Origin of the sequence: Chenggangzhangella methanolivorans, from assembly GCF_019797865.1 — a bacterium.
Lineage (GTDB): Bacteria > Pseudomonadota > Alphaproteobacteria > Rhizobiales > Methylopilaceae > Methylopila > Methylopila methanolivorans.
The window spans coordinates 789,385-815,559 of the sequence record NZ_CP081869.1 but is presented as its reverse complement, the minus strand read 5'-3'; the positions used below and the strand labels follow the sequence as shown (position 1 = coordinate 815,559).

The 26,175-nt window shown below is 66.9% G+C and carries 25 protein-coding genes and 1 tRNA gene; 13 read left to right on the top strand and 13 right to left on the bottom strand.

Annotated elements, in window-relative coordinates; genetic code table 11:
• Positions 1-115: 115 nt before the first annotated feature.
• Positions 116-505, bottom strand: a complete 390-nt coding sequence (locus K6K41_RS04310) for a hypothetical protein (protein ID WP_261404055.1) — start codon at positions 503-505, stop codon at positions 116-118.
• Positions 506-624: 119 nt separating this feature from the next.
• Between K6K41_RS04310 and gph the strand changes: the two genes are divergently transcribed.
• Together gph and otsA are read left to right on the top strand one after the other, a co-directional pair.
• Entirely contained in the window at positions 625-1,308 is a 684-nt protein-coding gene (gene gph / locus K6K41_RS04305) for a phosphoglycolate phosphatase (RefSeq protein WP_261404054.1), read from the top strand.
• A gap of 150 nt (positions 1,309-1,458) precedes the next feature.
• On the top strand, positions 1,459-2,877 hold the full coding sequence (otsA, locus tag K6K41_RS04300) for an alpha,alpha-trehalose-phosphate synthase (UDP-forming) (protein ID WP_261404053.1): 1,419 nt from the start codon (positions 1,459-1,461) through the stop codon (positions 2,875-2,877).
• On the opposite strand, the gene K6K41_RS04295 is transcribed toward otsA, so the two are convergent.
• From K6K41_RS04295 to K6K41_RS04285, 3 genes are all read right to left on the bottom strand, one after another.
• Positions 2,861-3,829: a tetratricopeptide repeat protein gene (locus K6K41_RS04295; protein ID WP_261404052.1), complete on the bottom strand. Its 969-nt coding sequence runs from the start codon at positions 3,827-3,829 to the stop codon at positions 2,861-2,863. The genes otsA and K6K41_RS04295 overlap by 17 nt on opposite strands.
• Before the next feature lie 96 nt (positions 3,830-3,925).
• Positions 3,926-5,446, bottom strand: a complete 1,521-nt coding sequence (locus K6K41_RS04290; protein WP_261404051.1) for a TRAP transporter large permease — start codon at positions 5,444-5,446, stop codon at positions 3,926-3,928.
• A gap of 50 nt (positions 5,447-5,496) precedes the next feature.
• A complete protein-coding gene (locus K6K41_RS04285) occupies positions 5,497-6,018 on the bottom strand; it encodes a TRAP transporter small permease subunit (RefSeq protein WP_261404050.1) in 522 nt (173 codons plus the stop codon).
• Between the two features lie 266 nt (positions 6,019-6,284).
• Between K6K41_RS04285 and K6K41_RS04280 the strand changes: the two genes are divergently transcribed.
• A complete protein-coding gene (locus tag K6K41_RS04280) occupies positions 6,285-6,548 on the top strand; it encodes a hypothetical protein (RefSeq protein WP_378146409.1) in 264 nt (87 codons plus the stop codon).
• Between the two features lie 106 nt (positions 6,549-6,654).
• Here the strand turns inward: K6K41_RS04280 and moaA are convergent, their stop codons facing one another.
• Positions 6,655-7,677, bottom strand: coding sequence for a GTP 3',8-cyclase MoaA (gene moaA / locus K6K41_RS04275; RefSeq protein WP_261404049.1), 1,023 nt, complete (start codon positions 7,675-7,677; stop codon positions 6,655-6,657).
• Between the two features lie 150 nt (positions 7,678-7,827).
• Here moaA and K6K41_RS04270 point away from each other — a divergent pair, with 150 nt between their 5' ends.
• Positions 7,828-8,184 (top strand): gamma-butyrobetaine hydroxylase family protein, encoded by a 357-nt coding sequence (locus K6K41_RS04270; RefSeq protein WP_261404048.1) that lies wholly within the window; start codon positions 7,828-7,830, stop codon positions 8,182-8,184.
• 18 nt (positions 8,185-8,202) lie between these two features.
• Here K6K41_RS04270 and K6K41_RS04265 read toward each other — a convergent pair whose 3' ends face one another.
• Both K6K41_RS04265 and K6K41_RS04260 read right to left on the bottom strand, forming a co-directional pair.
• Positions 8,203-8,448, bottom strand: coding sequence for a hypothetical protein (locus K6K41_RS04265; RefSeq protein ID WP_261404047.1), 246 nt, complete (start codon positions 8,446-8,448; stop codon positions 8,203-8,205).
• Positions 8,449-8,619: 171 nt separating this feature from the next.
• A complete protein-coding gene (locus K6K41_RS04260; protein WP_261404046.1) occupies positions 8,620-9,273 on the bottom strand; it encodes a hypothetical protein in 654 nt (217 codons plus the stop codon).
• Between the two features lie 68 nt (positions 9,274-9,341).
• On the opposite strand from K6K41_RS04260, the gene K6K41_RS04255 reads away from it, so the two are divergent.
• The 4 genes from K6K41_RS04255 to K6K41_RS04240 all read left to right on the top strand — a co-directional run bounded on the left by K6K41_RS04255 (position 9,342) and on the right by K6K41_RS04240 (position 14,025).
• Positions 9,342-10,529: a hypothetical protein gene (locus tag K6K41_RS04255; protein WP_261404045.1), complete on the top strand. Its 1,188-nt coding sequence runs from the start codon at positions 9,342-9,344 to the stop codon at positions 10,527-10,529.
• Positions 10,530-10,756: 227 nt separating this feature from the next.
• Entirely contained in the window at positions 10,757-12,028 is a 1,272-nt protein-coding gene (locus tag K6K41_RS04250) for a hypothetical protein (protein ID WP_261404044.1), read from the top strand.
• 42 nt (positions 12,029-12,070) lie between these two features.
• Positions 12,071-12,145, top strand: a tRNA-Val gene (locus tag K6K41_RS04245).
• Between the two features lie 314 nt (positions 12,146-12,459).
• The gene (locus K6K41_RS04240) at positions 12,460-14,025 is read left to right on the top strand and encodes an anti-phage dCTP deaminase (protein ID WP_261404043.1); all 1,566 of its coding nucleotides are present in this window, start codon (positions 12,460-12,462) and stop codon (positions 14,023-14,025) included.
• Between the two features lie 375 nt (positions 14,026-14,400).
• Here K6K41_RS04240 and K6K41_RS04235 read toward each other — a convergent pair whose 3' ends face one another.
• Positions 14,401-15,468, bottom strand: coding sequence for a protein-methionine-sulfoxide reductase heme-binding subunit MsrQ (locus tag K6K41_RS04235; RefSeq protein ID WP_261404042.1), 1,068 nt, complete (start codon positions 15,466-15,468; stop codon positions 14,401-14,403).
• 336 nt (positions 15,469-15,804) lie between these two features.
• Here K6K41_RS04235 and K6K41_RS04230 point away from each other — a divergent pair, with 336 nt between their 5' ends.
• The 4 genes from K6K41_RS04230 to ilvN all read left to right on the top strand — a co-directional run bounded on the left by K6K41_RS04230 (position 15,805) and on the right by ilvN (position 20,451).
• Positions 15,805-17,181 (top strand): GGDEF domain-containing protein, encoded by a 1,377-nt coding sequence (locus tag K6K41_RS04230; RefSeq protein ID WP_261404041.1) that lies wholly within the window; start codon positions 15,805-15,807, stop codon positions 17,179-17,181.
• Between the two features lie 123 nt (positions 17,182-17,304).
• On the top strand, positions 17,305-17,547 hold the full coding sequence (locus tag K6K41_RS04225) for a hypothetical protein (RefSeq protein ID WP_261404040.1): 243 nt from the start codon (positions 17,305-17,307) through the stop codon (positions 17,545-17,547).
• Between the two features lie 358 nt (positions 17,548-17,905).
• Complete coding sequence (locus K6K41_RS04220; RefSeq protein WP_261405637.1) at positions 17,906-19,657, top strand: acetolactate synthase 3 large subunit; 1,752 nt, start codon at positions 17,906-17,908, stop codon at positions 19,655-19,657.
• 245 nt (positions 19,658-19,902) lie between these two features.
• On the top strand, positions 19,903-20,451 hold the full coding sequence (gene ilvN / locus K6K41_RS04215) for an acetolactate synthase small subunit (RefSeq protein WP_261404039.1): 549 nt from the start codon (positions 19,903-19,905) through the stop codon (positions 20,449-20,451).
• A 164-nt stretch (positions 20,452-20,615) separates the two neighbouring features.
• On the opposite strand, the gene K6K41_RS04210 is transcribed toward ilvN, so the two are convergent.
• Together K6K41_RS04210 and meaB are read right to left on the bottom strand one after the other, a co-directional pair.
• Entirely contained in the window at positions 20,616-21,776 is a 1,161-nt protein-coding gene (locus K6K41_RS04210) for a GGDEF domain-containing protein (protein ID WP_261404038.1), read from the bottom strand.
• A gap of 74 nt (positions 21,777-21,850) precedes the next feature.
• A complete protein-coding gene (gene meaB, locus K6K41_RS04205; protein ID WP_261404037.1) occupies positions 21,851-22,852 on the bottom strand; it encodes a methylmalonyl Co-A mutase-associated GTPase MeaB in 1,002 nt (333 codons plus the stop codon).
• Positions 22,853-23,053: 201 nt separating this feature from the next.
• Between meaB and K6K41_RS04200 the strand changes: the two genes are divergently transcribed.
• Positions 23,054-23,251: a CsbD family protein gene (locus tag K6K41_RS04200; protein ID WP_261404036.1), complete on the top strand. Its 198-nt coding sequence runs from the start codon at positions 23,054-23,056 to the stop codon at positions 23,249-23,251.
• 57 nt (positions 23,252-23,308) lie between these two features.
• On the opposite strand, the gene K6K41_RS04195 is transcribed toward K6K41_RS04200, so the two are convergent.
• From K6K41_RS04195 to K6K41_RS04185, 3 genes are read right to left on the bottom strand one after another with little or no spacing between them, the layout of a single operon-like run.
• The gene (locus tag K6K41_RS04195) at positions 23,309-23,521 is read right to left on the bottom strand and encodes a hypothetical protein (RefSeq protein WP_261404035.1); all 213 of its coding nucleotides are present in this window, start codon (positions 23,519-23,521) and stop codon (positions 23,309-23,311) included.
• Positions 23,518-25,677 carry a methylmalonyl-CoA mutase gene (gene scpA, locus K6K41_RS04190; RefSeq protein WP_261404034.1) on the bottom strand — a complete coding sequence of 720 codons (2,160 nt, stop codon included), beginning with the start codon at positions 25,675-25,677 and terminating at the stop codon, positions 23,518-23,520. The genes K6K41_RS04195 and scpA overlap by 4 nt, the downstream gene beginning before the upstream one ends.
• Positions 25,674-26,168, bottom strand: coding sequence for a cobalamin B12-binding domain-containing protein (locus K6K41_RS04185; protein WP_261404033.1), 495 nt, complete (start codon positions 26,166-26,168; stop codon positions 25,674-25,676). Before K6K41_RS04185 ends, scpA begins: the two co-directional genes overlap by 4 nt.
• Positions 26,169-26,175: the final 7 nt, after the last annotated feature.

Here is a 26,175-nt window from a genome sequence, read left to right as displayed (position 1 = left end):
CGCCTCGGCTCTGGATCCCGGCTCTTCGGCCGGGATGACGGGCGGAGGTTCGCGCGCCGGGGCGACCGGGCGGCTGTTCCTGCGCCGGGGCCGTCCGTCGGCGCTCCGGCCGAACTCACCGCGCCTGCGGCGTGCAGACCACCTGTTCGCCGAGCACGTAGCAGGCGCTCATACGGCCGGTTCGGCGCTCGACGCGATAGACGCCGCCCTCCTGCGTGTGGCTGGAGGCGGCGAGGCCGTAGGATCCCGGCTCCTGGGGCCCGGCGCCTTCGCCAGGCGCGAGGCAGAGCGTGACGCCGACCGAGCCGTCCTTCACGGCGTATTGGCAGACGCCGATCTCGCCGGTCGTCTTCTCGACGCGGAACATGCGGTTGAGGTCGGTCTGGGGCGCGGCGAGGAACTCGTAGTCCTGCGGCGGGGGCGGGGCGGGCTCCTGCGCGACGGCGACGGAGGCGGAAAGCAGTGCGGCGGCGATCCCCGACGTCAGTCCCCGGAACGTTCCCATGGCGGCCTCCCGGATCGCAATTCGCGCCGCGCGTCGAATCGCGGCGGTTGACGGGGCGGAGCCTAGCAGGCCTATGCCGGGGCGACATCGCCCCCTTCCAAGCCATCCCCCCGAGCCTCATGACCAACGACATTCCGCTCACCGTCGTGTTCGATCTCGACGGCACCCTCGTCGAGACCGCGCCGGACCTGATCGCGGCGCTCACCGTGTCGCTCGCGGCCGACGGCGCGCCGCCGCTGCCCTACGAGCAGGGCCGCGACCTCATCGGCGCGGGCGCGCGGGCGCTGGTCGAGCGCGGGCTGGAGGCGGCCGGCCGCCGCCTCGAAAAGTCCCGCGTCGACGAGCTGCACGCGATCTTTCTCGAGCACTACGGCGCCCACATCGCCGACGAGAGCCGGCCCTATCCGGGCTGCCTCGAGGCGCTCGACCGGCTCCGCGCGTCCGGCGCCAAGCTCGCGGTCTGCACCAACAAGGTCGAGAGGCTCGCGCGCCAGCTGCTGGACACGCTCGAGATGACCGACAAGTTCGACGTGATCGTGGGCGGCGACACGTTCCCGACGTCGAAGCCCGACCCGCAGTCGCTGCTCGGCGCGATCCAGCGGGCCGGCGGCGACGTCGCGCGCGCGGTGATGGTCGGCGACGCCTTCACCGACGTCGGCGCGGCGAAGAACGCGGGCGTTCCCGTGGTCGTGATGAGCTTCGGCTACACCGTCACGCCCCCGCACGAACTCGGCGGCGACGTCGTCATCGACCACTTCGACGAGCTCGAAGGCGCCATCGCCGCACTGGTCCCGGCCGTTTGAAGCGCCATATGGCGCCGCAGTGCAAAAAGATGGGAACAAGCGGCGGCGACGTGGCGTTTTAACGGCGGACATGAACACCCATTCATTTGATCGCCGCGCCACATGCGCGCCCCGGCCGGTGCGCCGCCAAGAAGAGCATGGAGCCGCGCCATGTCGCGGCTGATCGTGGTCTCCAATCGCGTGCCGGTGCCGAAGGGCGGCCAGCCGCCGGCCGGCGGGCTCGCGGTCGCGCTGTCAGGCGCGATGGAGGAGCGCGGCGGCGTCTGGTTCGGCTGGAGCGGCGACACCGCCCGTCATGACGAGGCGAGCGAGGTCCGCACGCTTGAGCGCGGCAAGGTCACCTACGCGCTTGTCGACCTCAGCCAGCGCGATCTCGAGGACTATTACGCGGGCTTCTCCAACCGGATGCTGTGGCCGCTGTTCCACTACCGGATGGACCTGACCGACTTCACCCGCGTGACGCTCGGCGGCTACTACCGCGTCAACCGGCTGTTCGCGAAGCTGCTCGCGCCGATGGTCGAGGCCGACGACGTCGTCTGGATCCATGACTATCATCTGATCCCGCTCGCCAACGAACTGAGACAGGCGGGCGTGCGCTGCCGGATCGGCTTCTTCCTCCACATCCCGTTCCCGCCGCCCGACATCCTCACCGTTCTGCCGAACCACGCCGACCTCGTGCGCGGGCTCGCGGCCTATGACGTGATCGGCTTCCAGACCCCGCTCGACGTCGAGAATTTCGAGACGTATCTGCGCCGCGAGAAGGTCGGCCGCCGCATGTCGGACGGCCGCTTCGTGATCCATGGCCGCGCGGTGCGTGTGGAGGCCTGGCCGGTCGGCATCGAGACCAAGGCCTTCGCCGACATCGCCGCCAAGTCCGACGACAACACGCTCGTCCAGCGCATGGACGAGAGCCTCGTCGGGAAAAGCCTCATCATCGGGGTCGACAGGCTCGACTACTCCAAGGGCATCGCCGAACGCATGCTCGCTTTCCAGTCGTTCCTGACGCTCGACACCGAGGCGCGCGGCAAGGTCACCTATCTCCAGGTGACCCCGAAATCGCGCTCCGAGGTCGCCGAATACGCCGCGATGGAGAAGGAGGTGGCGGAGCTCGCCGGCCGCGTGAACGGCCAGCACGCCGATCTCGACTGGACGCCGATCCGCTACGTGAACCGAACCGTCGGCCGCAACGCGCTTGCGGGGCTCTATCGGCTTGCGCGCGTCGGGCTCGTGACGCCGCTTCGCGACGGCATGAATCTCGTGGCCAAGGAGTTCGTGGCGGCGCAGAAGCCGGACGACCCGGGCGTGCTGCTGCTCTCGCGCTTCGCAGGCGCCGCGGCCGAGCTCGACGGCGCGCTGATCACCAACCCCTACGACATCGACGGCACCGCGGGCGCGATCTCGCGGGCGCTCGAAATGCCGCTCGACGAGCGGCTCGACCGCTGGCGGCGCATGTATGAGCGCATCGCCGAGCACGACGTCGCGTGGTGGTGCCGCAGCTTCCTCGACGCGCTTGAGGCCGCGCCCTCGAACGGCGCGAGCGCCGAGCCCCAGCTCAAGGCTGCGAGCTGAGCGGACGCCCCCAGGCCGCCGCGACGCGGTCGACCGACGGCTTGAGGTCGCGGGCCGAGCCGAGATCTGCCTCCGCGCCCGCGACGTCGCCGAGGGAGCGGCGCGCAGCCGAGCGGCCGCAGAGCGCCATCCATTTTACGCGGTCCCTCAACTGGCCTTCGCGCCCGCCCGACTGACGAGCGAGCGCGAGGTCGAACGCCTCGACGGCGGCCGAGGGCGCGTCCTCGGCGAGCGACACCCAGCCGGCGACGGCGAGCGCCTCGGCGTGGTCGGAGCCGCGGTTCAGGACCGAGCCCACGAGCGCCCGCGCTTCGGCGACGTCGCCGCGCGAGAGGACGATCCGCGCGAGGGCGAGCATCATGGTGGGATCGTTCGGCTGAATCGCGAGCGCGTAGTCGACGTCCTCCGCTGCGCGTTCGAACTCCCCGAGCTCGACCAGCGTGATGGCGCGGTTGGCGCGGAAGATGAACTCGTCGGGCGCGAGAGCGACGGCGCGGTCGAGATCGGCGAGCGCCTCCTCGTCCCGGCCGAGCAGGCCGAGCGCCGTGGAGCGGTTGTTGAGCGAGGGCGCGTCCTCGGGATCGAGCCGGATCGCGATGTCGCAATGAGGCATGGCGGCCGCCGGGTCGCTCTCGGCGATCGCCGCGCAGAGCCCGGCCCGCACCTCCGCGGCCTGGGGCGCGAGCGAGGCGGCCGTCTGAAGGTCGGCGATCGCGAGCGCGCGCTGCTCCAGCATCAGATAGGCGGTCGCCCGCCGCTCCAACGCGTCGACGTCCTCCGGATCGAGCGCGAGCGCACGCGTCAGCACCTCGACGGCCTCCTCGTAGCGGCCGTCCTCCACCAGCACGAAGCCCTGGTCGACGAGCTGGCCGGCCTCGCGCGCCTTGCCGAAGCCGAAGAGGCCGAACAGGTTGATCGCGAGCGCGATCGGCTCGAGCATCGAGGGATCCATCGAGGCCTCCAGACACGAAACCGCCCGCCGGAGGGGCGGGCGGCTCGGGCGCGCTGAGCTAGCGCGCCGATCGGAACATGGTAGCCGGACGCCGTTTTACTTCGGCGCCGGGGGCAGGAAGTCCGGCGGCGGCGGCATGCCGAAGTCGTCGGTCTTCTGGCCGTTTCCGCCGCCTCCAGGCGCGGGATCGCCGTAACCCATGTCCGGGATCTCGATCTTGATCGTGCTCGGATCGACCCCGCTCCCGGCCTTCTTGTAGTGCGTGACCATCTGCGGGAAAGCGATCACCAGAGCCACCATGATGCACTGGATCACCACGAAGGGGATCGCGCCCCAGTAGATCTGCGCCGTGGTGACGCCTTCGGTGCGCCTCTTGGTGATCTTGTCGATGTAGGACGAGCGCGGCGCGACCGAGCGCAGATAGAACAGCGAGAAGCCGAACGGCGGGTGCATGAACGAGGTCTGCATGTTCACGCCCAGCATCACGCCGAACCAGATCAGGTCGATGCCGAGCGCGGCGGCGGCCGGTCCGAGCAGCGGCACGATGATGAAGGCGAGCTCGAAGAAGTCGAGGAAGAACGCCAGCACGAAGACGAGGATGTTGACGACGATCAGAAAGCCCACCTGGCCGCCCGGCAGGCCGGTCAGCAGGCCCTGGACCCACTTGTCGCCCTCGACGCCGTAGAACGTCAGGCTGAACACGCGCGCGCCGATCAGGATGAAGATCACGAAGGTCGAGAGCTTCGCGGTCGAGTCGAGCGCATGCAGCATCAGCGGCATGTTGATCTTGCGCTTGAGGCCCGCGAGCACGAGCGCGCCGAACGCGCCCATGGCGCCGCCTTCGGTCGGCGTCGCGACGCCGATGAAGATGGTGCCGAGCACGAGGCCGATCAGCACCAGCGGCGGGATCAGCACGAACAGCACGCGGCCGAGCAGCGCCGCGCCGCGAAGCGAGCGCGCCTCCGGCGGCAGGGCCGGCGCGAACTCCGGCTTGATCATGGTGACGAGGAACACGTAGCCGGCGTAAAGCGCGGTCAGCACCAGGCCCGGCACCAGCGCGCCGTGATACATGTCGCCGACCGACTTGCCGAGCTGGTCGGCCATGACGATCAGCACGAGGCTCGGCGGGATGATCTGGGCGAGCGTGCCGGACGCCGCGATGACGCCGGCCGCGAGCCGCCGGTCGTAGCCGTAGCGCAGCATGATGGGCAGCGAGATCAGGCCCATCGAGATCACCGAGGCCGCGACCACGCCCGTGGTGGCGGCGAGCAGCGCGCCGACGAAAATCACGGCGTAAGCAAGACCGCCGCGCGCCGGGCCGAACAGCTGGCCGATCGTGTCGAGCAGATCCTCGGCCATGCCGGATCGTTCGAGGATCAGGCCCATGAAGGTGAAGAACGGGATCGCCAGCAGCGTCTCGTTGTTCATGACGCCGAGAACGCGGAACGGCAGCGCCTGGAGGAAGTCGGGCGCGAACAGGCCGAGCTCGATGCCGATGAAGGCGAACAGCAGGCCGTTGGCCGCGAGCGAGAACGCGACCGGGTAGCCCATCAGCAGGAAGATCACGAGCGCCGCGAACATAATCGGCGCCATGTTGTGGGTGAAGAACTCGACCATCGGGTGTTCCGCCGGGTGCTTGGTGTTTCAGCGAGAAGAAGGGCAGCGCGTCAGGCGACGACGGGTTCGTCGTCGCCCTCGTGCTTCTCCTCGTGAGGATCCGGGATCAGGCCCTGGATCACGGCGAGACGCTTGATGAGTTCGGAAATCGCCTGGAGCAGCAGCAGGACGAAGCCCGCAAGCAACAGGAACTTGGCCGGCCAGACGATGAGGCCGCCCGGATTGTTGGATATCTCTCCCGACAGGTACGAGTTCAGGAAGAACGGCCACAGGTCATAGATCATCAGCAGGCAGAACGGGACGAGCACGATCGCGTGGCCCGCGACGTCGACCCAGTCGCGGGTCTTCTTCGTCCACCGGCTCGCCACCACGTCGATGCGGATGTGCTCGTTCTTCAGCAGCGTATAGGCCGCGCAGAGCATGAAGGTGCCGCCGAACAGATACCACTGCGCTTCGAGCCACGCGTTGGAGCTGTACTGGGGCGCGACGTAGCGGATGATCGCGTTGCCGGTCGAGATCAGCACCGCGGCGAGCGTCAGCCACATGGCCGCGCGGCCGATGGCCGTGTTCATCGCGTCGATCACGCGACTCACGCTGAGCAATGCGCCCATTGTCGGCTTCTCCCCGTTCGAGCGCTTTATCGAAGCGCAAACCTCCTCTTGAGGCCTCCGCCGCCACGCCTTTCGCGCTGCTTACCACCGCGCTTTCCGCATGGCGAGATCGCACAGCGTCGATCGATCAGGAAAACTGTTGAGGCCATTCACGAAAATTATAGCGCCCGGGGGTGGGAGCCGGGCCGGGAGCCCCGATGTCAGCGGAGCGCTGGACAGGAGGCCCCATGACCATCGCGCCCGAACGCGCGGACCGCGCCAAGCTGTCATGGCCGCTGATGGACACGGCGGCGCGCCGTGCGCTCTCGGTCGGCCTGATGGAGGGGCTCAGTGCGAACCTCGACTGGTTCCCGCGCTATCAGGTCTACCTCCGGGACGAACGTCCGCCGGCGCTGATCGTCTGGGGGCCGCGCGACGGCTACATGCCGGAGGCGGCGGCGCTGATACGGGAGTTTCTGGGGCGCATGCACCCGCCCTTGTCCCGGACGTGATCCGGGACCCAGAACCGATGCGATTTCATAGGAGATCGACGACCGCCCCGTCTGATCGGCCGGCGCCGTCGGCTATTTGTCTCGGATCACGTCCGGGACAAGAAGCCTAGCCGCCCGTGGTGGACATGTGCCGTGCGACAGCCGGGCGGGCGTTCTTCCGGTCGATGATAAAGTCGTGGCCCTTGGGCTTGCGGGTGATCGCCTCGCGGATCGCCTCGACGAGCCGCTCGTCGCCTTCGCTCGCGCGCAAGGGGGCGCGAAGGTCGGCGGCGTCGTCCTGGCCGAGGCACATATAGAGCGTGCCGGTGCAGGTGACGCGCACCCGGTTGCAGCTTTCGCAGAAATTGTGGGTCATCGGCGTGATGAAGCCGATGCGCCCGCCGGTCTCGGCGACGCGCACGTAACGCGCCGGGCCGCCGGTCTTGTAAGGAATGTCCTGCAGGCTCCAGCGGCTCGCCAGCCGCGCGCGGACGAGGCTCAAGGGGAGATACTGGTCGGTGCGGTCGCCCTCGATGTCGCCGAGCGGCATGGTCTCGATCAGCGACAGGTCCATGCCCTTGCCATGCGCCCATTCGGCGATGCCGGCGATCTCGTCCTCGTTGACGTCCTTGAGCGCGACCGTGTTGATCTTGATCTTGAGGCCGGCCGCGAGCGCGGCGTCGACGCCGCCGAGCACCTGGGAGAGGTCGCCCCAGCGGGTCACGGCCTTGAACTTCGCTGGATCGAGCGTGTCGAGCGAGACGTTGATGCGGCGAACGCCCGCGGCGTAGAGGTCGGCGGCGTGCGTGGCCAGCTGGCTGCCGTTGGTGGTGAGCGTCAGCTCCTCGAGCGCGCCCGAGTCGAGGTGACGGCCGAGCGAGCGGATCAGCGTCATCAGGTTCCGCCGCACCAGCGGCTCGCCGCCGGTGAGCCGGAGTTTCCGCACGCCGAGGCCCACGAAGGCCGAGCACAGCCGGTCGAGCTCCTCGAGGCTGAGGAGATCGCGCTTCGGCAGGAACGTCATGTGCTCCGACATGCAATAGACGCAGCGGAAATCGCAGCGGTCCGTGACGGAGACGCGAAGATAGGTGATCGGCCGCGCGAACGGGTCGACGAGCGGCGACTGGAACATGTTCGGAAGGGCGTCCATCAGCGCGACGCGTTCCTCATACTCATCTGCCTTCTCGCCCGGACGCTCCCGCCGCGGGCGAGCGGCTGTTATCTCTGTCCTGGAGTCGTTCTACAAGCTATGAACGCCCCGCCGCGCCGTAAAGGTGCGCGGGCGCAACAAGGATCGAGCATGAACGAGGGAGAGTGGCCGATCGAGCTGAGGCTTTCGCCCGACGGGCGGACCCTCACGGTGGCCTGGGCCGACGGCGCCCGCCACGCGATCGCGGCGGAGCTCCTGAGGGTCGAAAGCCCGAGCGCCGAGGTGCAGGGCCATTCGCCGGACCAGAAGACGATCGTGCCCGGCAAGCGGAACGTCGTTATCCGCGACGTGCAGGAGGTGGGCTCCTACGCGGTGCGCCTCGTGTTCGACGACGGCCACAACACCGGCATCTACACCTGGACGGCGCTCCGCCGCTTCGGCGACGACGGAGCGGAGATGTTCTCGGACTATCTCGCGGCGCTCGACGCGAGCGGCCTCAAGCGTTGAAGTCGTAAGTCCGAAGCCTCAATGGGACACCGGCGGGGCGACTTCCGCGCCGGCCTCGGCGCGCTTCGACACCCAGCCGCAGTCGCACATCTTCTGAAGGATCTCTTCGGGGGTCTCGACGACGCCGACGCAATGCGTTCGATCCATCGAGCTCGTCAGCATGTCGATGGTCGTCTTCTCGCCGAATCGCCGCATATGCACCGCGAGCGACATGTTCACATAGATCTCGTGGTTCCCGAGCGCCGTGAGCCTGAGCCACTGCATGACGTCCTCCTGCGTTCTTCTTGCCCTCACGTTCCCCGATCACAGGATCGGAACACGAAAACGTCAGAGTGGCTAGGAATTTCCTCGCTGCGGCGCCGAAGAGGGGACGCAAAAAGGGCCGCCCGAGAATCGAGCGGCCCTTCGCCTAATGTCCGCTGACGTCGCGGCGACTTACATCTTTTTGTCGCCGCCGCCGGTCTGTTTGCCGGCCTTGCCGGAATCGCCCTCGGTGGTCGGGGCGGTCGCGCCCGTGCCCTGCTTCTGGACGTCCTGCGGGCTGGTCGCCACGCCGCCGGTCGAATTCTGCATCGCGCCAGTCGTTCCCGGCGACATCTTCTCGGTTTGTCCGCCCTGGCCAGACGCCGCGGGCTTGTCGGTTGTCGACGGCGAGGTTTGGGCCAGAACAGGGCCGGTCGCCAGAGCAAAGACCGAAGCGGCCAAAATCATTCTTTTCATCGCGTCCTCCTTCATGTGTGTCTTTTCATTGGTCGGCGAGCGATGTCTGTCGACGACACAATCGCAACGTGTCGGCTTGCCGAATGTTCCTGCTTGAAGCTCGGTAACATTATTGTGCGCTCGAACCGTCGTGGGCGACGAAAGCCGTCGGTCGGGCCGCGCGTCGGCGAAGCGCGCCTGTTCCCGGGTCGTGAGAACGCCGCTTAAGGTTTCCGCGTCAATGCGATGAAACCAAAGCGTATTGGCGCGCGGTCCGAGACGCCCATTCAAATGTAGGATGCTTATGCGCCAGAAAGTTATCGATCGATAATCATGCCGGGTCACAGTCTCGTCCGCGCGAAAAAAGATGAGGGCGCCCAGCCAAGCCATCTGGACTTCCGAGCCTCGCCGGAAGATGACCGCCCGCGGTGCACAACCGTGGGGAAACAAGAATGCGCATGAACATCAGTGCGGCGTGCAGCGTGGCGATCCTGCTGGCGGGGGCGTCGGCCGCATCGGCCACGAGCCTGTCGGGGGCGCCCTTCAATCTCAATCCCAGCGCTCCGAACCAGAGCGTCGTGGCGACCGCGTTCAACAACAAGGACGGCGGCTTCGGGGCCGTGCTCTCCGAAGACAGCGACGGCGACAAGACCCCGGAGACGATCTACCTCCAGCTGTTCGACGCCAAGGGCAAGCCGAACGGCAAGAAGGGCCTCGTCTTCCAGGGCGTTCCGACCGGCCCCATCCCGGCCTCGACGGTTCCCGGCGGCGGCTTGCCGCTCGGCGGCGGCAAGACGCTCGCCGGATACACCGATCTGAAGTTCAGCCCGACCGGCGCGTCCGGGGCTTTCTCCGGCCAGGCGATGGCCAAGGGCAAGAAGTCCGGCAAGGCGTTCGAGCTCTCCAAGAGCGACGGGCCGATGTCGTTCGGCTATCTGCTCCAGCTCTCCGACGGCCGCGGCCTCGCCTATTGGAGCTCGATCGATCTCCAGCTGAAGAACAAGGCCGGAGCCCGCTTCGTCTCGAAGGCCGGCGATCCCAGCCCCGCGACCATCGACCTGACGCGCAAGGACAGCCTGTTTTCCGGCGCGACGCCGTTCATGGACGGCTTCATCGTCCAGCACGCCCAGTACGACAGCAAGTTCAAGAAGGCCTCGGTCTTCGCCCGCGTCTACGACGGAAACGGCAAGCCGAAGAGCGCGGAAGCCACGCTCGAGAAGAACGGCAAGTTCGATGACGCCGTCTTCACCTCGGCGATGGGGCTGACGAACGGCCAGATCGTCGTGCTGCGTTCCGTCGCCACCAAGAAGGGCGCGGAGCTCACCGCACAGCTCCATGACGGCGCGCTCAAGCCGCTCGGACAGCCGAAGACCTTGTCGAAGGAGGCGCTCGCCCAGCCTTACGCCGCCCACCCGCTTCCCGGCGGCGACTTCGTGGTCGGCGTGAAGGTCCGCGACGGCGCGAAGGACCTCGCGCTCGAATACAGCCGCTTCAGCCCCGCGCTGAAGCAGGTCGGCGCCTCGGCGCGGATCGCGGGCGTCGCCGCGCCCGAGTTCTCGCAGATGGTGGGCCTCGACGGCGGCAACCTCGTCGCGATCTACACCTCGAAGGGCGCCGACCTCACCGGCCAGGTGATCAAGCCCTGAAGACGAACCCGGCGGCGTCAAACGCCGCCGGGCTTGGTCGTTTCGCGACGATCCGGCGGACGGCGGCGCCTGCGGCGACTGCCGTCCGCCTCATGATAATCATTCGATCATCTTTCGCGCTCGACGGGGCGCCGTCCGATTTTCTTGTTCGACCTTCGACGTCGTGATTGGACGACCTTCGGTCGCGCATGATCCTTTCGCCGAGACGATCGTCGGGGAGGCATGGCATGCGCATCGGTTTCGCTGCGGCGGCGCTGCTCGCCATGGCGTCGTCGGCCTCGGCCGCGAGCCTGTCCGGATCGCCCTTCGCGATCGACGCGCTGACCTCCCGCCAAGAGATCCGCCATTCGCTGTTCGAAACGCGAAAGGGCGGCTTCGGCGTCGTCATGGCCCGCGACGACGGCCAGACCGGTTTTCCGGATTCGACCTATCTCCGCCTGTTCGACAAGAAGGGTAAGCCGCTCGGCAAGACGTTCTTCGTCGGCCGCAGCAAGCCGGCGCCGGGGCCGTCCGCCGGGACGTTCCCGGCCGGCGCGCTGCAGCTCGCCGGCGGGAAGATCCTCGTGAGTTACGCCGACCACCGGATGAACACGATCTATTCGTGGGGCGGCCTGTTCGCCCAGACCGTGGCTCGGGGCGCGCCCGAAGGGACCGAACGCCGCGTCGACACGAGCGAAAGCGGCACTTTCGAAGCCGGCGGCCTGATCGGGCTCTCCGCGGGCCGCGGCCTGGCCTACTGGAGGATCTCGAACTCCCAGACCCGCCAGGTCGAGGCCTATGGCCGGTTCGTGACCAAGCTCAACGAGCTCGATCCGATCATCTTCGACTTCAGCCGCGAGGGACGCGTGCTGGTCGACGCCGCGCCCTATCGCAGCGGCTTCATGCTGAAGCAGGCCGCGAGCGACGAGACGAGCGGAACCGCCTCGGTGTTCTTCCAGCTCTATGATTCGCTCGGAACGCCGTCGGGCAAGGAGTTCCGGGCGCTCGATGGGGGAAAGATCGGCGAAGTCCCCTTCGTCTCGGCCGTCGGCCTGCCGAACGGCTCGATCGTCGTCCTGCGCAGCCTCAAGTCCAAGGGCGGCGCGGAGCTCACAGCGCAGCTTCACGCCGCGAAACTGGAAGCCGAAGGGCAAGCCCAAGGTGATCGCCAAGGATCTCGTCCGGCGCGACTACATGGCGCGCGCGCTCCCCAACGGCGACTTTCTCGTCGGCGTGACGGTTCCGGACGGGGAGAGCGAGACCGCGCTGAAGTTTATGCGCTTCGAGCCTTCGCTGAAGCAGAAGGGCGGGCCGGCGCGGATTTCGAGCGTCGACGGCGGCGCGCCGCAGCTCTCGCAGATGCAGATGCAGGTTCTGGCGACCGGCGACGCGGTGGTTCTGTATACGGTCCGCGGCAAGGGCCTCGCCGGGCAGCTTCTTCGGCCCTGAAGCGGCGGCCATGGGTCCGCCATACGAGATCGTTTGGAAGATCGTTTCGATCGCCGCGCAAGCCCGATTGAAATCCGCGGCGGGGGGAGTAAGAACCCGGCTTCCGCCGGTCTGCCCGAATAGCTCAGCGGGAGAGCACACCCTTCACACGGGTGGGGTCACAGGTTCGATCCCTGTTTCGGGCACCATTTTATCCCCTCTCAAGGCATAACAGCCTGTAACAGCGCATAACGCGCTGAGACGTGAAGCACCTCAGTTTCCAACCAAAAATTCCCCATTGCTGATCATGCCGTAACAGGCCGTAACTCCCAATCGCGCCAATTCTGACGGTATTTTTGACGGTATCGATTGTTACAAGCGCCTGACCGGGCACGCTCGAGGGAGCGCGCTCTGATGAGCGGCTGTGGATTTTTCGGATTGAACGGTGGTGTGACCTTTTCAACCGCACGTCGTAAGTGCAGATGAAATGGTCCCCTCAGGGGATGCCTTAGGGAGAGTGAAGGTGAGTTCCACCGCCGCCGCCGATTTGCTGTCGCTGCCGACGAAGGCGACCGTCGCAAATACGATTTCTGACCGTAGATCTCAGGAACTAATTATCGCGTTGGTCGGGCCGGTGGGCTCAGGAGTTTCAACGGCGGCCGAATTTATTAGAGAGATCATGGAAGTCGAATTTAAGTATTCAGTATGCCCTATCATTAAGCCAAGCGACATAATAAAATCAGAGGCGCATAGAGTTGGCATGACGTCTTTGCCCGCCGCTAACGCGGCAAACTATATAGACGTTATGCAAACTGCTGGCAACAAACTTAGAGAGAAATTTGGCAACAATTACTTAGCAGAGAAGGCCGTAGAGCGGATCGCAAAATTCCGAAAAGAAAAAGGGGGCGTCGCCGAGGGTGGCGTTTTAAAGCCTGGCAGGCGCGCTTACATAATTGACTCGATAAAGCATGTCGACGAAATCGATTTATTCAAAAAAGTTTATGGCGAGATGGTCTGCATATTTGGCGTTTTTGCGCCGGATCAGTTGCGGTCAAGTCGACTGAAAGACGGAGGTGTTCCCGAATTATCCGTCTCGAATATTATGAACCGTGACCGAGGGGAAGTTGCAACCTTTGGTCAGAAAACTCGAAAAATATTCGTCCAGTCTGATTTCTTTTTATGCAACGATAAGAAAAAGGACGAGTTGAGACAAAATATATCGCGCTATCTGCACATTCTATTCGGTGTAGGCGTTCATACGCCTACACGAGCCGAGTCGGCAATGTACGAGGCGAGTTCCGCGGCAGCGAACTCTGCATGTATGTCACGTCAAGTGGGTGCATCTATTGTGGCCGAGAATGGCGAGTTGATTGCCGTCGGGTGGAATGACGTACCAAAATTCGGTGGCGGGCTGTACAATGAAGATGATCAGTCCGTTTGGGATGCAGAAAAGGGCTCTTTAGTTGATAAAGACAATCGTTGCTTTAAGTGGAAAGGATGCGTTTGTCACAATGAGACTAGAAGACTCGGGATACTTGAGGAAATAACGGACAGTGTCGTCAAATCTGGCATGCTGAAGCGAGGCATCAGTCGGGCTGACGTCCGTGAAATATTTAAGGGCACAGCAGTCGACTCATTGATCGAGTATTCCAGGGCCATCCATGCAGAGATGGAGGCGATACTAACTGTAGCGCGAGAAGGGAAAAGATCTATATATAAAGCGACATTGTATACGAATACGTATCCATGTCATAATTGCGCTAGGCATATTGTTGCCGCTGGCATCAAATCAGTCATCTATATCGAACCATATGATAAAAGCCTCGCGGTTTCATTGCATGATGACGCCATCTCGGAAGATCCTGAAGACCGTACGCGCGTAGTATTCCGTCAATACGACGGCGTCGCGCCGTCGAATTATGTAAAACTTTTCAAATCAGGAGCCGAACGAAAGAGATCTGGAAAAGTTATTCGAACTAATCCAGCAACGTCCGTGCCATTATTTAGCATGCCATTGGATAGCATGGCCGATTACGAGGCAAAAGTGATTGCGGATTTGTCTGATAAGGAGCAAGCTCCGCTTGCGTGATGATCGTCTGACGGGAGCGATGGAGTGTCTAAGCGGAAGGATCGTACGGAGCCACAACTGTCACTTCAGTTGACCGAGCAGCCGCGGAAAGCCCACGACGCCCAGCAATGGGAGCGCCCGAAGGTGATCTCTTTTGTCGACTCAGCCACTCAAGCGATTCGGCAGGACGCGAAGGACCGGGTGCGTGCTGCGGGTATTTTCGCGATGCCGACCGAGCCGCGAGCGAAGGGTTGAGGCACCTGTTTTGCGGCTCTGCAGAGGTGCCAAATCTTCACAAGTTTGATGCCCAACCCGCAAAAAATGTGGTGCAAAAATGACACATTTTTTGACGGTATTTTTGACGGTACGGAAAAATCGTTTGCTAGAATAGTTGCGTTATCTCAATGACTTACAAAATCTAAACCTCCCTGTTTCGGGCACCATTCTTTCCTTCCGAGACGGTCTGTCCTGCGCTGCGGCCCTCGGCCTTGGCGCGCCGCGGCGGCGCGCGCCGATCAGGCTCGAGGCCGCGGCGACCAGGCCGAAGATCAGCACCAGCCAGCAGGGCCGCAGGCCCAGAACCGTGGTGAAGTTCGCCTTCAGCACCCGCAGCGGATCGACGCCGGTGGCGAGCCCGTACCAGATCGCCTCGGAAAGCGCGGTGGCGAGCGCCGCGGCGACCGCAAGCCCGGCGAGCCAGGCGAGGCTCACGGCTCGCTCGCCGTCGCGCTGCAGCCAGCGCCAGCCCATCGCCCACAGGAACAGGCCCCACATCAGCGTCTCGGAGACGTCGAGCTTGGTCTGCATGAAGAAGTGCAGCGTCGCGAGGCCGGCGATCAGGTAGGCGAGGCGGTGCAGCCGGCTCCAATTCTGCGCGCCCATGCGCTTCACCGCGCCGTCCCAAGAGGTCGCGCCGAGCGCGATCAATCCGAGCAGGGCCACGAGGCCGATCGCAAGGTAAATCCTGAGCGCGATCTCGCTCGCGATCTTCGAGACCACGAACTCCTGGTCGAGCGCGTAGAGCCCGAGATGGCCAAGCCCATAGGCGAGCGCCGCGAGGCCGATGCGCCGGCGCGTCAGCACGAGGCGCGGCCAGTGCAGCAGCCGACGGAACGGCGTGATCATCAAGGACAGGATGAGGAAGCGGAACGCCCAGTCGCCGGTGAGATGGATCGCGGCGTAGATCGGCCGCGCGCTGTCGCCGCCCGGGCCGCCGTCCGGCGCGCCGAATCTCGGCGCGGCCGCCGGGCCGAAGGGGGTCGAGCCGGAGCCGGCGGCCGGCCCGCCGATCCCGGGGCCGTCGGCGAAGCCCGGCGGCAGGCCAGGCGGGCCCGCGGGCGCCGCGCCCGAAAAATCGCCGTGCGCGGCGCGGAAGGCGAGCCACGCCGCCGGCAGGCAAAGCCCGACGAGCGTGAGCGTCAAGAGCGGCGAGAAGCGGCCGGTCCGGTCGTGCAGCAGTCCCATGCGGTTCGCCCGTCTCCAGAAAAAAGGCCTCGGTGCGCCTACGCGCAAGCGCGCTTGATCGTTACGCGGCGCGTCTCAAAAGGACGTGTGGGCGGCGCTCCTGCGCGCGGCGGTTGCTTCAAATTTGAGGGCTTTCGGGAACCCAGGCTTAAGGTCCCATGGCGTATGACATGCCACACCGGAACCGCTCGTCCGCGCTTCAGTCCATCGAGCCCGAGTCCGCCTATGCCTGCGTATCGCGTCTGTCTGCTCCGCCGGTTCATCGCCACATGCCTTGATTGGCTGTCCAGCCCGAAGGCCTCGCTGGCATTCTGCTACGGCGGGGGCCTCCTGGCGATGCGCTCGCTGGGGGAGGGAACCAACGGCGCGCCGCTGATGGGCCTGGCGGCCGCAGCCGTCGCAGGCCTCGTCATCCGCTACGGCCGCGGCTTCAGCGCCGGCGACGCCTTGCGGCTCGGGGCGGTACGGCTCGCTTTCGCGGCGGCGTCCAGCGAGAACGTCGTCGACGCCGCGCTCTGGTTCGGCCTCGATGTCGTGGCGATCTGCGGGGCCGCGGGCCTGTTCGGCTGGCTCCGCCGCAAGGGCTTCATCTCGTCCCAGTCGCGCGTCGTCGCGGCCTTGGGCGCTGCGGCCGTCACCATGGGTGTCGTCCAGGCCTCGCCCTTCTTCGCCGCCTTCGGCGAGTTCGGCGTCGGCTTCGCGGCCGCGCTCGTCGCCGCGAGCCTCGCCGCCATGCTGATCATGACAGTTACGCTGTCGTTCGACAGGCCCGAGCGCCGGCTCGACGACGCCAGCGGCCCACGGAACTTCCAGGGCGAGGCGCTCGCAGCCTCCGCGTTGCTCACGGTCTGCGCCGTCGCCGCGATCGCCGACGGGCGTCAGGAGATCGCGCTCGGCGCCTCGGCTGTGCTGATGTGGTTCGCGACCCGGCTCGGCCTGTTCCCGACCGCGCTCGCCGCCTTCCTGCTGGTCTCGACCCTGCACGCTTTCGGAGCCGGGGAGCAGTGGTCCGCGCTCGCCGAGGCGGGCCCGCGCGAGGCCGAACTGATGCGGGGGCTCGCGCTTGCGCTGCTGACGCTTCCCGCGCTCATCGCCGCCGCCGCGACCCACGACCAACGCCGCCTGAGCCGCGACCTGGCCTTCCGCGCCTTCCACGACGGGCTGACGACGCTCGCCAACCGCACGCACTTTCTCGAGACGCTCGGCTCGGCGATCGAGGGCGCCCGCGGCAAGGGTCGCCGCTTCGCGCTGTTCCTCGTCGATCTCGACCACTTCAAGTCCGTGAACGACAGCTTCGGGCATGCGAGCGGCGACGCGCTGCTGGTGGAGGTGTCGCGACGGCTGCGCGACACGGTCCGAGCGACCGACATGGTGGCGCGGCTCGGCGGCGACGAATTCGCGGTGATCGCGCCGGTGCCGACGGCCGATGACGCCACGCGGCTCGCCGGACGGCTCGTGGCCGGCGTCAATCAGGCCTTTGTGCATGACGGGCTGGAGCTTTCGCCGACCATCACGGTGGGCGTCGCGCTCGCGCCGGATTCCACCGTTGATCCCGAACGCCTAATGGCGCTCGCCGACCATGCGCTCTACGAGGCCAAGGCCGCGGGCCGCAACTGCTGGCGGCTCTGCTCGGCGGAAGCCGCCGACGCCTTCGCGGTCGACTGGAACGTGGTCGACTGCGAGCCGAAGGCGCAGATCGTCTATCTGGATTGACGCGGCGCGCACTCTTCCGGCCGAACGGCGTAAGACCATTTCAGGTTGTGTCGCCATGGACGCGGCGCACAGTATCGCCATACGGCGTTGTTTGGCGGTCGCGTCGAGCCAGGGCCGGGGGCTTTGGCCGGCGCCGCGGGGCTGCGCGTCGGGTCGACGTCGTCCGTCCAGGTGTTCGTGGACGGGGAACAGGCGATGGTCGCCGTGAACGCCGAGGGCGGCAACGTCCAGAACTGGAAGAAATTCTCCACGACCTTCACCGCCACGAAGGCGCGCACGAAGATCAGGTTCAACAATGGCGACGCGCCGTCCGACACCCACAACGGCCTCGACGCCGTTTCGCTGACGCCCGTCGAGGCGGACTGACGTTCGAGCGTACGACCGAAGTCGCGCGCGCCGCGCCTTGACGACCGGCTTCGCCGCACGTAACTTCCGAGCGAATTCCGGCTGAGGAGCGACGAATGTCGCGCAAGCTTATCGTAATCTGGGCGTCATCGAAGGTGCGGGCCGCATAAGGTTCGCGCTCGAACGATGACGCCAAGCCAAGGGTCCCCCACGGGGCCCTTTTTTGTTGCCTAAGCGTCCGAAAAGCGCGAGGGCGATGGTCAGGAAAAGGCGAGAGGAAAACGCCATGGCCGCGCAAGACGCCGCAGAACTGGAACCGAAGACCACCGAAGAGGCCGCCTCGATCGACCCCAAGGCGGTGAACCTGTCCGCCGAGACGATGACCGGCGCCGAGATCGTCATCCGCGCCCTTCAGGATCAGGGCGTGGCGCACATCTTCGGCTATCCGGGCGGCGCGGTTCTTCCGATCTACGACGCGCTGTTCCAGACGGAGGACCTCGAGCACGTGCTGGTCCGCCATGAGCAGGGCGCGACCCACATGGCCGAAGGCTACGCCCGCTCGACCGGAAAGTGCGGCGTCGTGCTCGTGACGTCGGGCCCTGGCGCGACCAACGCGGTCACCGGCCTCACCGACGCGCTGATGGACTCGATCCCGATGGTCTGCATCACCGGTCAGGTGCCCACGCATCTGATCGGCTCGGACGCGTTCCAGGAATGCGACACGGTCGGCATCACGCGGCCCTGCACCAAGCACAATTACCTGGTGAAGGACGTCAACGACCTCGCCCAGGTGCTGCACGAGGCGTTCTACGTCGCGACCCGCGGTCGTCCGGGCCCGGTCGTCGTCGACATCCCGAAGGACGTCCAGTTCGCGACCGGCCGCTACGTCGGCCCGGGCGACATCATCCACAAGAGCTACCAGCCGAGGCTCAAGGGCGACGTCGCCAAGATCCGCGAGGCGGTGGAGCTGCTGGCCTCGGCGCGCAAGCCGATCTTCTACACCGGCGGCGGCGTCATCAATTCCGGCCCGCGCGCGAGCGAACTGGTGCGCGAGTTCGCCGATCTCACCGGCGCGCCCGTCACCTCGACGCTGATGGGCCTCGGCGCCTATCCGGCGTCCGGGCCGCAGTGGCTCGGCATGCTCGGCATGCACGGCACGTTCGAGGCCAACAACGCCATGCATGACTGCGACGTGATGCTGTGCGTTGGCGCGCGCTTCGACGAGCGCATCACCGGCCGTCTCGACGCCTTCTCGCCGGGCTCGAAGAAGATCCACATCGACATCGACCCGTCGTCCATCAACAAGAACGTCCGCGTCGACGTCGGCGTCGTGGGCGACGTCGCGCATGTGCTCGAGGAGATGGTCGCGATCTGGAAGGCGAGCCGCTCGCGGATCGATCCGGCGGGCCTCGCGGACTGGTGGCGGCGCATCAACTCCTGGCAGGCGCGCAACTGCCTCGAGTTCAAGAACTCCGACGAGACCATCAAGCCGCAGCATGCGGTGCGCCGTCTCTACGAGCTCACCAAGGGCCCGAACACCTACGTCACGACCGAGGTCGGCCAGCACCAGATGTGGGCCGCGCAATACTTCCGCTTCGACGAGCCGAACCGCTGGATGACCTCCGGCGGTCTCGGAACGATGGGCTACGGCCTGCCGGCTGCGGTCGGCGTGCAGAAGGCCCATCCGGACGCGCTCGTGATCGACATCGCGGGCGAGGCCTCGATCCAGATGTGCATCCAGGAGCTCTCGACGGCGATCCAGTACAATCTGCCGGTCAAGATCTTCATCCTGAACAACGAGTACATGGGCATGGTGCGCCAGTGGCAGCAGCTGCTGCACGGCAGCCGCTATTCGCACTCCTATTCGGAGGCGTTGCCGGACTTCGTGAAGCTCGCCGAGGCCTATGGCGCGACGGGCCTGCGGGTGTCGAACCCGGCCGAGCTCGACGACACCATCCGCAAGATGGTCGAGACGCCGGGCCCGGTCGTTGTCGACGTGCATGTCGACAAGATGGAGAACTGCTTCCCGATGATCCCGTCGGGCCGCGCCCACAACGAGATGCTGCTCGGCGAGGCCGGCGAGCAGACCATCAACCAGGCGATCACCGACGAGGGCAAGAAGCTCGTCTGACCCGTCTAAAGCGCGTCATCCCGGACGGCCCGAGAGGGCCGATCCGGGATCGTCGTCAGAACGCTCTCGAACCTCAGCCGTCATCCCGGGCTTGACCCGGGATCCATGAACGCCGACGGCGCAGGATCGCGCCGGAGCGCCGTGGATCTGGATCCCGGCTCTTCGGCCGGGACGACGGGTTCCGCCTCATCAGATCGACCCGGACGCGTCGCGTCTTCCGCATCTCCAATCAGAAGAACACCGACATGCGCCAGCCCACCGGCTCCGCCTATTTCATGGACGACACCCACGAGCCGCGCTCGAGCCACACGGCGGTCCTCGTCGACAACGAGCCGGGCGTTCTCGCCCGCGTCATCGGCCTGTTTCTCCGGCCGGGGCTACAATATCGACCTCAGCCTCACCGTCTCCGAGGTGAGCCCACGAGGGCCACCTCTCGCATCACCGTGGTGACGACCGGCCCGGACGACGTCGTCGACCAGATCAAGACCCAGCTCGACCGCCTCGTGCCGGTGCACAAGGTTCTGGACCTCACCCAGACCGGCCGCGCGCTCGAGCGCGAGCTCATGCTGATCAAGGTGCGGGGCAAGGGCGAGGCGCGCGTCGAGGCGCTGAACCTCGCGGACGCCTTCCGGGCGCGCGTCATCGACGCCACCACCGAGAGCTTCGTGTTTGAGATCACCGGCAAGCCCGACAAGCTCGACCAGTTCATCGTGCTGATGACCCCGCTAGGCCTCGTCGAGGTCGCCCGCACCGGCGTCGCGGCGATCGCCCGCGGACCCGAGGGGATCGGCTGAGCGCGGGCCCCTAGAGCACGATGACTTTCGGATGACTCGCCACGTCATGCCCGCGTCTTCGCGGGTGTCCACGACTTCGACGTAACGCTCTACGTTTCCAGTAAGTCGTGGATGCCCGGCTCCGCCGGGCATGACGGCATGAGCCGATGAGATCGCGTCACGCTCTAGCCGACGAGCCGAAGCTCTGGCGGCGTCTGCGACGGCAGGCCCATGGCCGGCGCCGCCATCGAGGGCTCGAAGGTTCTGAAGGCGCCGCGCCCGGCGGCCTTGGCGGCGTAGAGCGCAAGGTCGGCGCGCGCGAACCATTCGGCCGGGGCCGCGCCGTCGGAAGCCGCGAAGCCCGCCGAGGCGCCGATCGCGATGCGCGCGCCGTCGCCCTCGACGTCCATCCGCAAGGCCTCCACCACGCGGGCTGCGAGCCGATCGCCGCCTGCGGCGTCGGTCACCAGCACGGCGAATTCGTCGCCGCCGAGCCGCGCCACGACGTCCGAGCCGCGGCAGGTGGCCTCGAGCCGGCGCGCGGCCTCCTTCAGGCAGGCGTCGCCGCGCGAATGGCCGAACGTGTCGTTCACGCCCTTGAAGCCGTCGAGATCGACGAGCAGCAGCCCGGCGCGCGGGTCATGGGCGCGCTCGGCCAGCCGCTCGTCGAACAGGCGGCGGTTCGCAAGTCCCGTCAGCGCGTCGACCTCGGCGAGGCGGCGGGTCTGGGCCGCGATCGCGCGTTCGCCGGTGACGTCGCGCTTCATGCCGTAGAGCCGCGTGGCGCGGCCGCCCTCATGCTCCACCACCGCCGCGATCCGGATCCAGCGGCTGACGCCCCTGGCCGTGGTGATCTCGGCGTCGAGCGAGAACCGGCCGCCCTTCACGAGGGCCTCGCCGCGCACGCGCTCGAGCCGTTCGAGCGAGGCGGGCTTGTAGAGATCCAGCATGTCGCGGCGATGGAGCCGGCTTCCGGCGGGCAGGCCGAAGAGGTCGTAGACGCCCGCGCTCCAGTCCAGCCGCTCGTCGCCGAGGCGGCACTCCCAGAGGCCAGAGCGCGCCGCGCCAAGCGCTGCGTCGATGGTGCGGCTGCGGCGGTCGGCCTCCAGCCGCAGCGCGTCGATCGCCCGCGCCTGCGCCTCCACGAGATCGGCGAGCCTGCGGCGGTCCTCCTCGAGCCGGCCGCGCCGCAGCGCATGGGCGGCGTCCTCGGCGAGCCGCGCGATCGCCTCGGCCTGCTCGCGTTTCAGTCCGGGCGTCGACAGCGCCTGGCGCACCTCGGCGATGAGGCGCGCGGCGTCGTCGTCGCTTGGGGGCGTCGCGTCATTGGGCAAGGCGTCGGACATCGAAAAGCGGCGGGGCGAAGACTCGACTCTGGAGGAAGCTATTCCTCATCCCTTTCGAACTCGTGTCCAGCGCCTTAGAAGCCCAGCACCTTCGCGATTTCGTCAGCGGCGAGCGTCGGGGCGAGTTCGCCTCGCGCGACTTCGCCTTCGAGCGCCGGCACGCGCTCTGCGAGGCGAGGGTGCTCGCCGAGGCGCTCGCGGAAGCGCGCCTCCACCATGTCCCACATCCAGCGCACCTGCTGGCTCGCGCGGCGTTCGGCGAACTCGCCGGATTTTTCGCGCGCGGCGCGGCAGGCCAGAACCCGCTCCCACAGCGTGTCGAGCCGGATGTTCTCGCGGCCCGAAACGGTGATGACCTCGGGCGTCCAGGCGCCGGAATTCGCCGAAAGGATCCTCAGCGCCGCCTTGTAGTCGGAGGCCGCGTCGCGGGCGCGCGCCGCGTTGTCGCCGTCGGCCTTGTTGACCGCCATGATGTCGGCGATCTCGAGCACGCCCTTCTTGATGCCCTGGAGCTCGTCGCCGGCGCCGGGCAGCATCAGCACCACGAACACGTCGGTCATGTCCGCCACCGTGATCTCGGACTGGCCGATGCCGACCGTCTCGACCAGGATCACGTCGAAGCCCGCGGCCTCGACCAGCAGCATGGTCTCGCGCGTCTTGGCCGCGACGCCGCCGAGCGTGCCGGCGGACGGCGAGGGGCGGATATAGGCGTGCGGATCGTGCGCGAGGCTCTTCATCCGAGTCTTGTCGCCGAGGATCGAGCCTCCGGTTCGCTTGGACGACGGGTCGACCGCGAGCACCGCGACCCGATGGCCCTGCGCGGTCAGCATGCTCCCCAGCATGTCGATCGTGGTCGACTTGCCGACGCCGGGCACCCCCGTGATGCCGACGCGCACCGCCCGCCCGGTCTCCTCGATCAGCGCCTGCACCATCGCGCGGGCCGCGGCCTGGTGATCGGCGCGGCGGGATTCCGCGAAGGTGATGGCGCGCGCGAGCGCCGCCCGCTCGCCTTTTCGGATGCGCTCGGCGAAAGCCGCGACGTCGATCTCCTGCACGGGCGTCTGTGAAACGGGCACTGCGGGCTTTCGGCTTGAAAACTGAGGGAGTTCCGCCAGCCTATCAGGCTGCGGCGGCTGGCGCGAAGCGCGCGGGGCGAGACCAAGTGATGAGTCGCCTCAGCACGGAAATTTCATCCGCTACGTCGAACTGTCATCTGCCGTTCAGCGTTCTCGTCGCATAGTGTCTGTTACAGATTGTTTCAGCTCGCGAGGATGGCAATGAACGCCGATCGACTGGAAGGAATCTACCGTCAGGTGAAGGGCCGCCTGCTCCAGGCCTGGGGCCGCATGAGCGGCGACCAGGCGATGGTGCTGCGCGGCCGCGCCACGGCGCTCTCCGGAAAGGCCCAGGCGAGCTTCGGCCGCGCCATGGGCGCGACCAAGCTTCTCGGCTTCCGCCGCCGTCTCGGGGTGTGAAGCTGCACATTTGACCTCATGGCCGGCGATCCGCCGGCCGGGATCTGCCGGCTCGTCTTACGAGGACGCGCCGGTGAAGGCTTCTTGAGCGCGCCGCCGAAAGGCGGCTTTTTCGTCCTCGCTGGCGAACAGATAGCCTTCGGTGGGCAGTCCCGCCTGCTCGAACAGCTTTCCGTCCCACAACCGGCTCGGCGGGTTCTCGGCGCGAAACAGCTGCTTGGCGATCGCCTCGATCATCTCGGGCGTCGGCTCTTCGGACGGGCCGCTCATTCGGCCGCCTGCGCGGGCGAATAGCCCAGCCGCTCGTTCAACATCACGACAAGCTCCTTGGCGGCGTTCGCCACCACTGTGCCGGGCGGGAAGATCAGGCTCGCGCCCGCCTCTTTCAGCGCCGGATAGTCGACCGGCGGAATGACGCCGCCGACCACGATCATGACGTCCTCGCGCCCTTCCGCCTTCAGCGCGTCGCGCAGCGCCGGGACGAGCGTCAGGTGGCCCGCCGTCATGGTCGAGATGCCGACGACGTGGACGTCGTTCTCGATCGCCTGCCGGGCCGCCTCCTCGGGCGTCGCGAACAGCGGGCCGATGTCGACGTCGAAGCCGAGGTCGGCGAAGGCCGAGGCGATGATCTTCTGGCCGCGGTCATGGCCGTCCTGGCCGACCTTGGCCACGAGGATGCGCGGCCGGCGGCCGTCGGCCCGCTCGAAGGCCGCGACAAGCTTCTGCACGTCCTCGATCGCGCCCATGGCCTTGGCCTCCCGCTTGTAGACGCCCGAGATCGACTTGATCTCCGCCCGGTGGCGCCCGAACACGCGCTCCATCGCGCTCGTGATCTCTCCCACCGTCGCCTTGGCGCGGCCGGCCTCGATCGACAGCGCCAGCAGGTTGGCGTTCCCGCGCGCGCCGGCTTCGAGCGCGTCGAGCGCGGCCTGGACCTTGGCCTCGTCGCGCTCCTCGCGCAGGCGCTTGAGCTTGGCCTCCTGCGCGGCGCGAACTTCCGCGTTCTTGATCTGGCGGACGTCGAGCGTCTCGTTCTCCAGCACCTTGTAGGCGTTGACGCCGACGACGACCTGATCGCCCGAGTCGATGCGCGCCTGCGTGGTGGCGGCCGCCTCCTCGATGCGCAGCTTCGGCACGCCCGCCTCGATCGCCTTCGCCATGCCGCCCAGCCGGTCGATCTCGGCGATGTGGGCGAGCGCCTTCTTGGCGAGGTCGTGGGTGAGCTTCTCGACATAGGCCGAGCCGCCCCACGGGTCGATGAAGCGCGTGGTTCCGCTTTCCATCTGGAGCACCAGCTGGGTGTTGCGGGCGATGCGGGCCGAAAAGTCGGTCGGCAGCGCCAGCGCCTCGTCGAAGGAGTTGGTGTGGAGCGACTGGGTGCCGCCCTGCGTGGCCGCGATCGCCTCGAGCGTCGTGCGGGTGACGTTGTTCCAGACGTCCTGCGCGGTGAGCGACCAGCCGCTGGTCTGGCAATGGGTGCGAAGGGGAAGCGACTTCGGGCTCTTGGCGCCGAGGTCGGTCATGAGCTTCGTCCAGATGAGGCGCGCGGCCCGCATCTTCGCGATCTCCATGAACACGTTCATGCCGATGGCCCAGAAGAAGGAGAGCCGCGGCGCGAACTTGTCGATGTCGAGGCCCGCCGCCATGCCGGCCTTCACGTATTCCGCCCCGTCCGCCAGCGTGTAGCCGAGCTCGAGGTCGGCCGTCGCCCCGGCCTCCTGCATGTGGTAGCCGGAGATCGAGATCGAGTTGAACTTCGGCATGTGCTGGGACGTGTGCGCGAAGATGTCCGCGATGATCCGCATCGAGGGCTGCGGCGGGTAGATGTAGGTGTTGCGGACCATGAACTCCTTCAGAATGTCGTTCTGAATGGTTCCGGCGAGCTTTTCCTGCGGCACGCCCTGTTCTTCGGCCGCCGCGATGAAGAGCGCCAGCACCGGCAGAACGGCGCCGTTCATCGTCATCGACACGGTCATCTTGTCGAGCGGGATGCCGTCGAAGAGCGTGCGCATGTCGTAGATCGAGTCTATCGCGACGCCCGCCATGCCGACGTCGCCGGCGACGCGGGGGTGGTCCGAGTCGTAGCCCCGGTGCGTCGCGAGATCGAACGCGACCGAGAGGCCCATCTGACCGGCCGCGAGGTTCGCCCGGTAGAAGGCGTTGGAGTCTTCCGCCGTGGAGAAGCCGGCATATTGCCGGATCGTCCAGGGCTGGGCCGCGTACATGGTCGGGTAGGGGCCGCGGATGAACGGCGCGAGGCCCGGCCAGGTGTCGAGGCCCTTGAGGCCGTCGAGATCGGCCTCCGAATAGACCGGCGGCACGTCGATGCCCTCGGGCGTGGTCCACGGCGCGGCTGCAGCCTTCGGCGCGGGGAGGTCGGGCCGGGCCCAGGCGATGTTCGAGAAATTCGGAAGGGTCGCGCTCATGCCGCGCCTCCTTTCGCCGTGCTGGCGACAGTGGAGGCGATTGTGGTCGCTTCCGTGAGAATGTCGATGGCGTCGTCGCCGGCGGCCACGACGCCTGCGGCCTCGAGCGCGTCGCGGCCGTCCTTGGGCCGGCCCGCGAGCCACACGGTCGCGCCGGACGCTTTCAGCGCCTTGGCGATCGCCGCTCCGCTCTCCTGATAGTCCGGATCGGCGCCGCAGATCACCGCGAGCGCTGCGCCGGAGGCCTTGAACGCGTCCGCGATCTGCTGCGCCGAGGCGTCTGCCGGTCCGTCGGGCGTCGCGAACCCGCCGGCGGCGAGCAGGTTGCGGATGAAGCCGGCGCGCGCGGCGTGGCGGGCGATGGGGCCGACAAGCGCGAGGAACGCCGCGGGACGCTCCGACGCCGCTTCGTTGGCGTGGCGGATCCGTTCGAATGGCTCGGAAAGCCGCGCGGTCGCAAGCGGCGCGCCGACCGGCTGGCCGGCGTCCACACCGAGG

Excerpts from the sequence above, each read along its gene's own strand:
- K6K41_RS04310 (WP_261404055.1), bottom strand. The coding sequence starts at position 505 with ATGGGAACGTTCCGGGGACTGACGTCGGGGATCGCCGCCGCACTGCTT.
- gph (WP_261404054.1), top strand. The coding sequence starts at position 625 with ATGACCAACGACATTCCGCTCACCGTCGTGTTCGATCTCGACGGCACC.
- otsA (WP_261404053.1), top strand. The coding sequence starts at position 1,459 with ATGTCGCGGCTGATCGTGGTCTCCAATCGCGTGCCGGTGCCGAAGGGC.
- K6K41_RS04295 (WP_261404052.1), bottom strand. The coding sequence starts at position 3,829 with ATGGATCCCTCGATGCTCGAGCCGATCGCGCTCGCGATCAACCTGTTC.
- K6K41_RS04290 (WP_261404051.1), bottom strand. The coding sequence starts at position 5,446 with ATGGTCGAGTTCTTCACCCACAACATGGCGCCGATTATGTTCGCGGCG.
- K6K41_RS04285 (WP_261404050.1), bottom strand. The coding sequence starts at position 6,018 with ATGAACACGGCCATCGGCCGCGCGGCCATGTGGCTGACGCTCGCCGCG.
- K6K41_RS04280 (WP_378146409.1), top strand. The coding sequence starts at position 6,285 with ATGACCATCGCGCCCGAACGCGCGGACCGCGCCAAGCTGTCATGGCCG.
- moaA (WP_261404049.1), bottom strand. The coding sequence starts at position 7,677 with ATGGACGCCCTTCCGAACATGTTCCAGTCGCCGCTCGTCGACCCGTTC.
- K6K41_RS04270 (WP_261404048.1), top strand. The coding sequence starts at position 7,828 with ATGAACGAGGGAGAGTGGCCGATCGAGCTGAGGCTTTCGCCCGACGGG.
- K6K41_RS04265 (WP_261404047.1), bottom strand. The coding sequence starts at position 8,448 with ATGCAGTGGCTCAGGCTCACGGCGCTCGGGAACCACGAGATCTATGTG.
- K6K41_RS04260 (WP_261404046.1), bottom strand. The coding sequence starts at position 9,273 with ATGGCTTGGCTGGGCGCCCTCATCTTTTTTCGCGCGGACGAGACTGTG.
- K6K41_RS04255 (WP_261404045.1), top strand. The coding sequence starts at position 9,342 with ATGAACATCAGTGCGGCGTGCAGCGTGGCGATCCTGCTGGCGGGGGCG.
- K6K41_RS04250 (WP_261404044.1), top strand. The coding sequence starts at position 10,757 with ATGCGCATCGGTTTCGCTGCGGCGGCGCTGCTCGCCATGGCGTCGTCG.
- K6K41_RS04235 (WP_261404042.1), bottom strand. The coding sequence starts at position 15,468 with ATGGGACTGCTGCACGACCGGACCGGCCGCTTCTCGCCGCTCTTGACG.
- K6K41_RS04230 (WP_261404041.1), top strand. The coding sequence starts at position 15,805 with ATGCGCTCGCTGGGGGAGGGAACCAACGGCGCGCCGCTGATGGGCCTG.
- K6K41_RS04220 (WP_261405637.1), top strand. The coding sequence starts at position 17,906 with ATGACCGGCGCCGAGATCGTCATCCGCGCCCTTCAGGATCAGGGCGTG.
- ilvN (WP_261404039.1), top strand. The coding sequence starts at position 19,903 with ATGCGCCAGCCCACCGGCTCCGCCTATTTCATGGACGACACCCACGAG.
- K6K41_RS04210 (WP_261404038.1), bottom strand. The coding sequence starts at position 21,776 with ATGTCCGACGCCTTGCCCAATGACGCGACGCCCCCAAGCGACGACGAC.
- K6K41_RS04200 (WP_261404036.1), top strand. The coding sequence starts at position 23,054 with ATGAACGCCGATCGACTGGAAGGAATCTACCGTCAGGTGAAGGGCCGC.
- K6K41_RS04195 (WP_261404035.1), bottom strand. The coding sequence starts at position 23,521 with ATGAGCGGCCCGTCCGAAGAGCCGACGCCCGAGATGATCGAGGCGATC.
- scpA (WP_261404034.1), bottom strand. The coding sequence starts at position 25,677 with ATGAGCGCGACCCTTCCGAATTTCTCGAACATCGCCTGGGCCCGGCCC.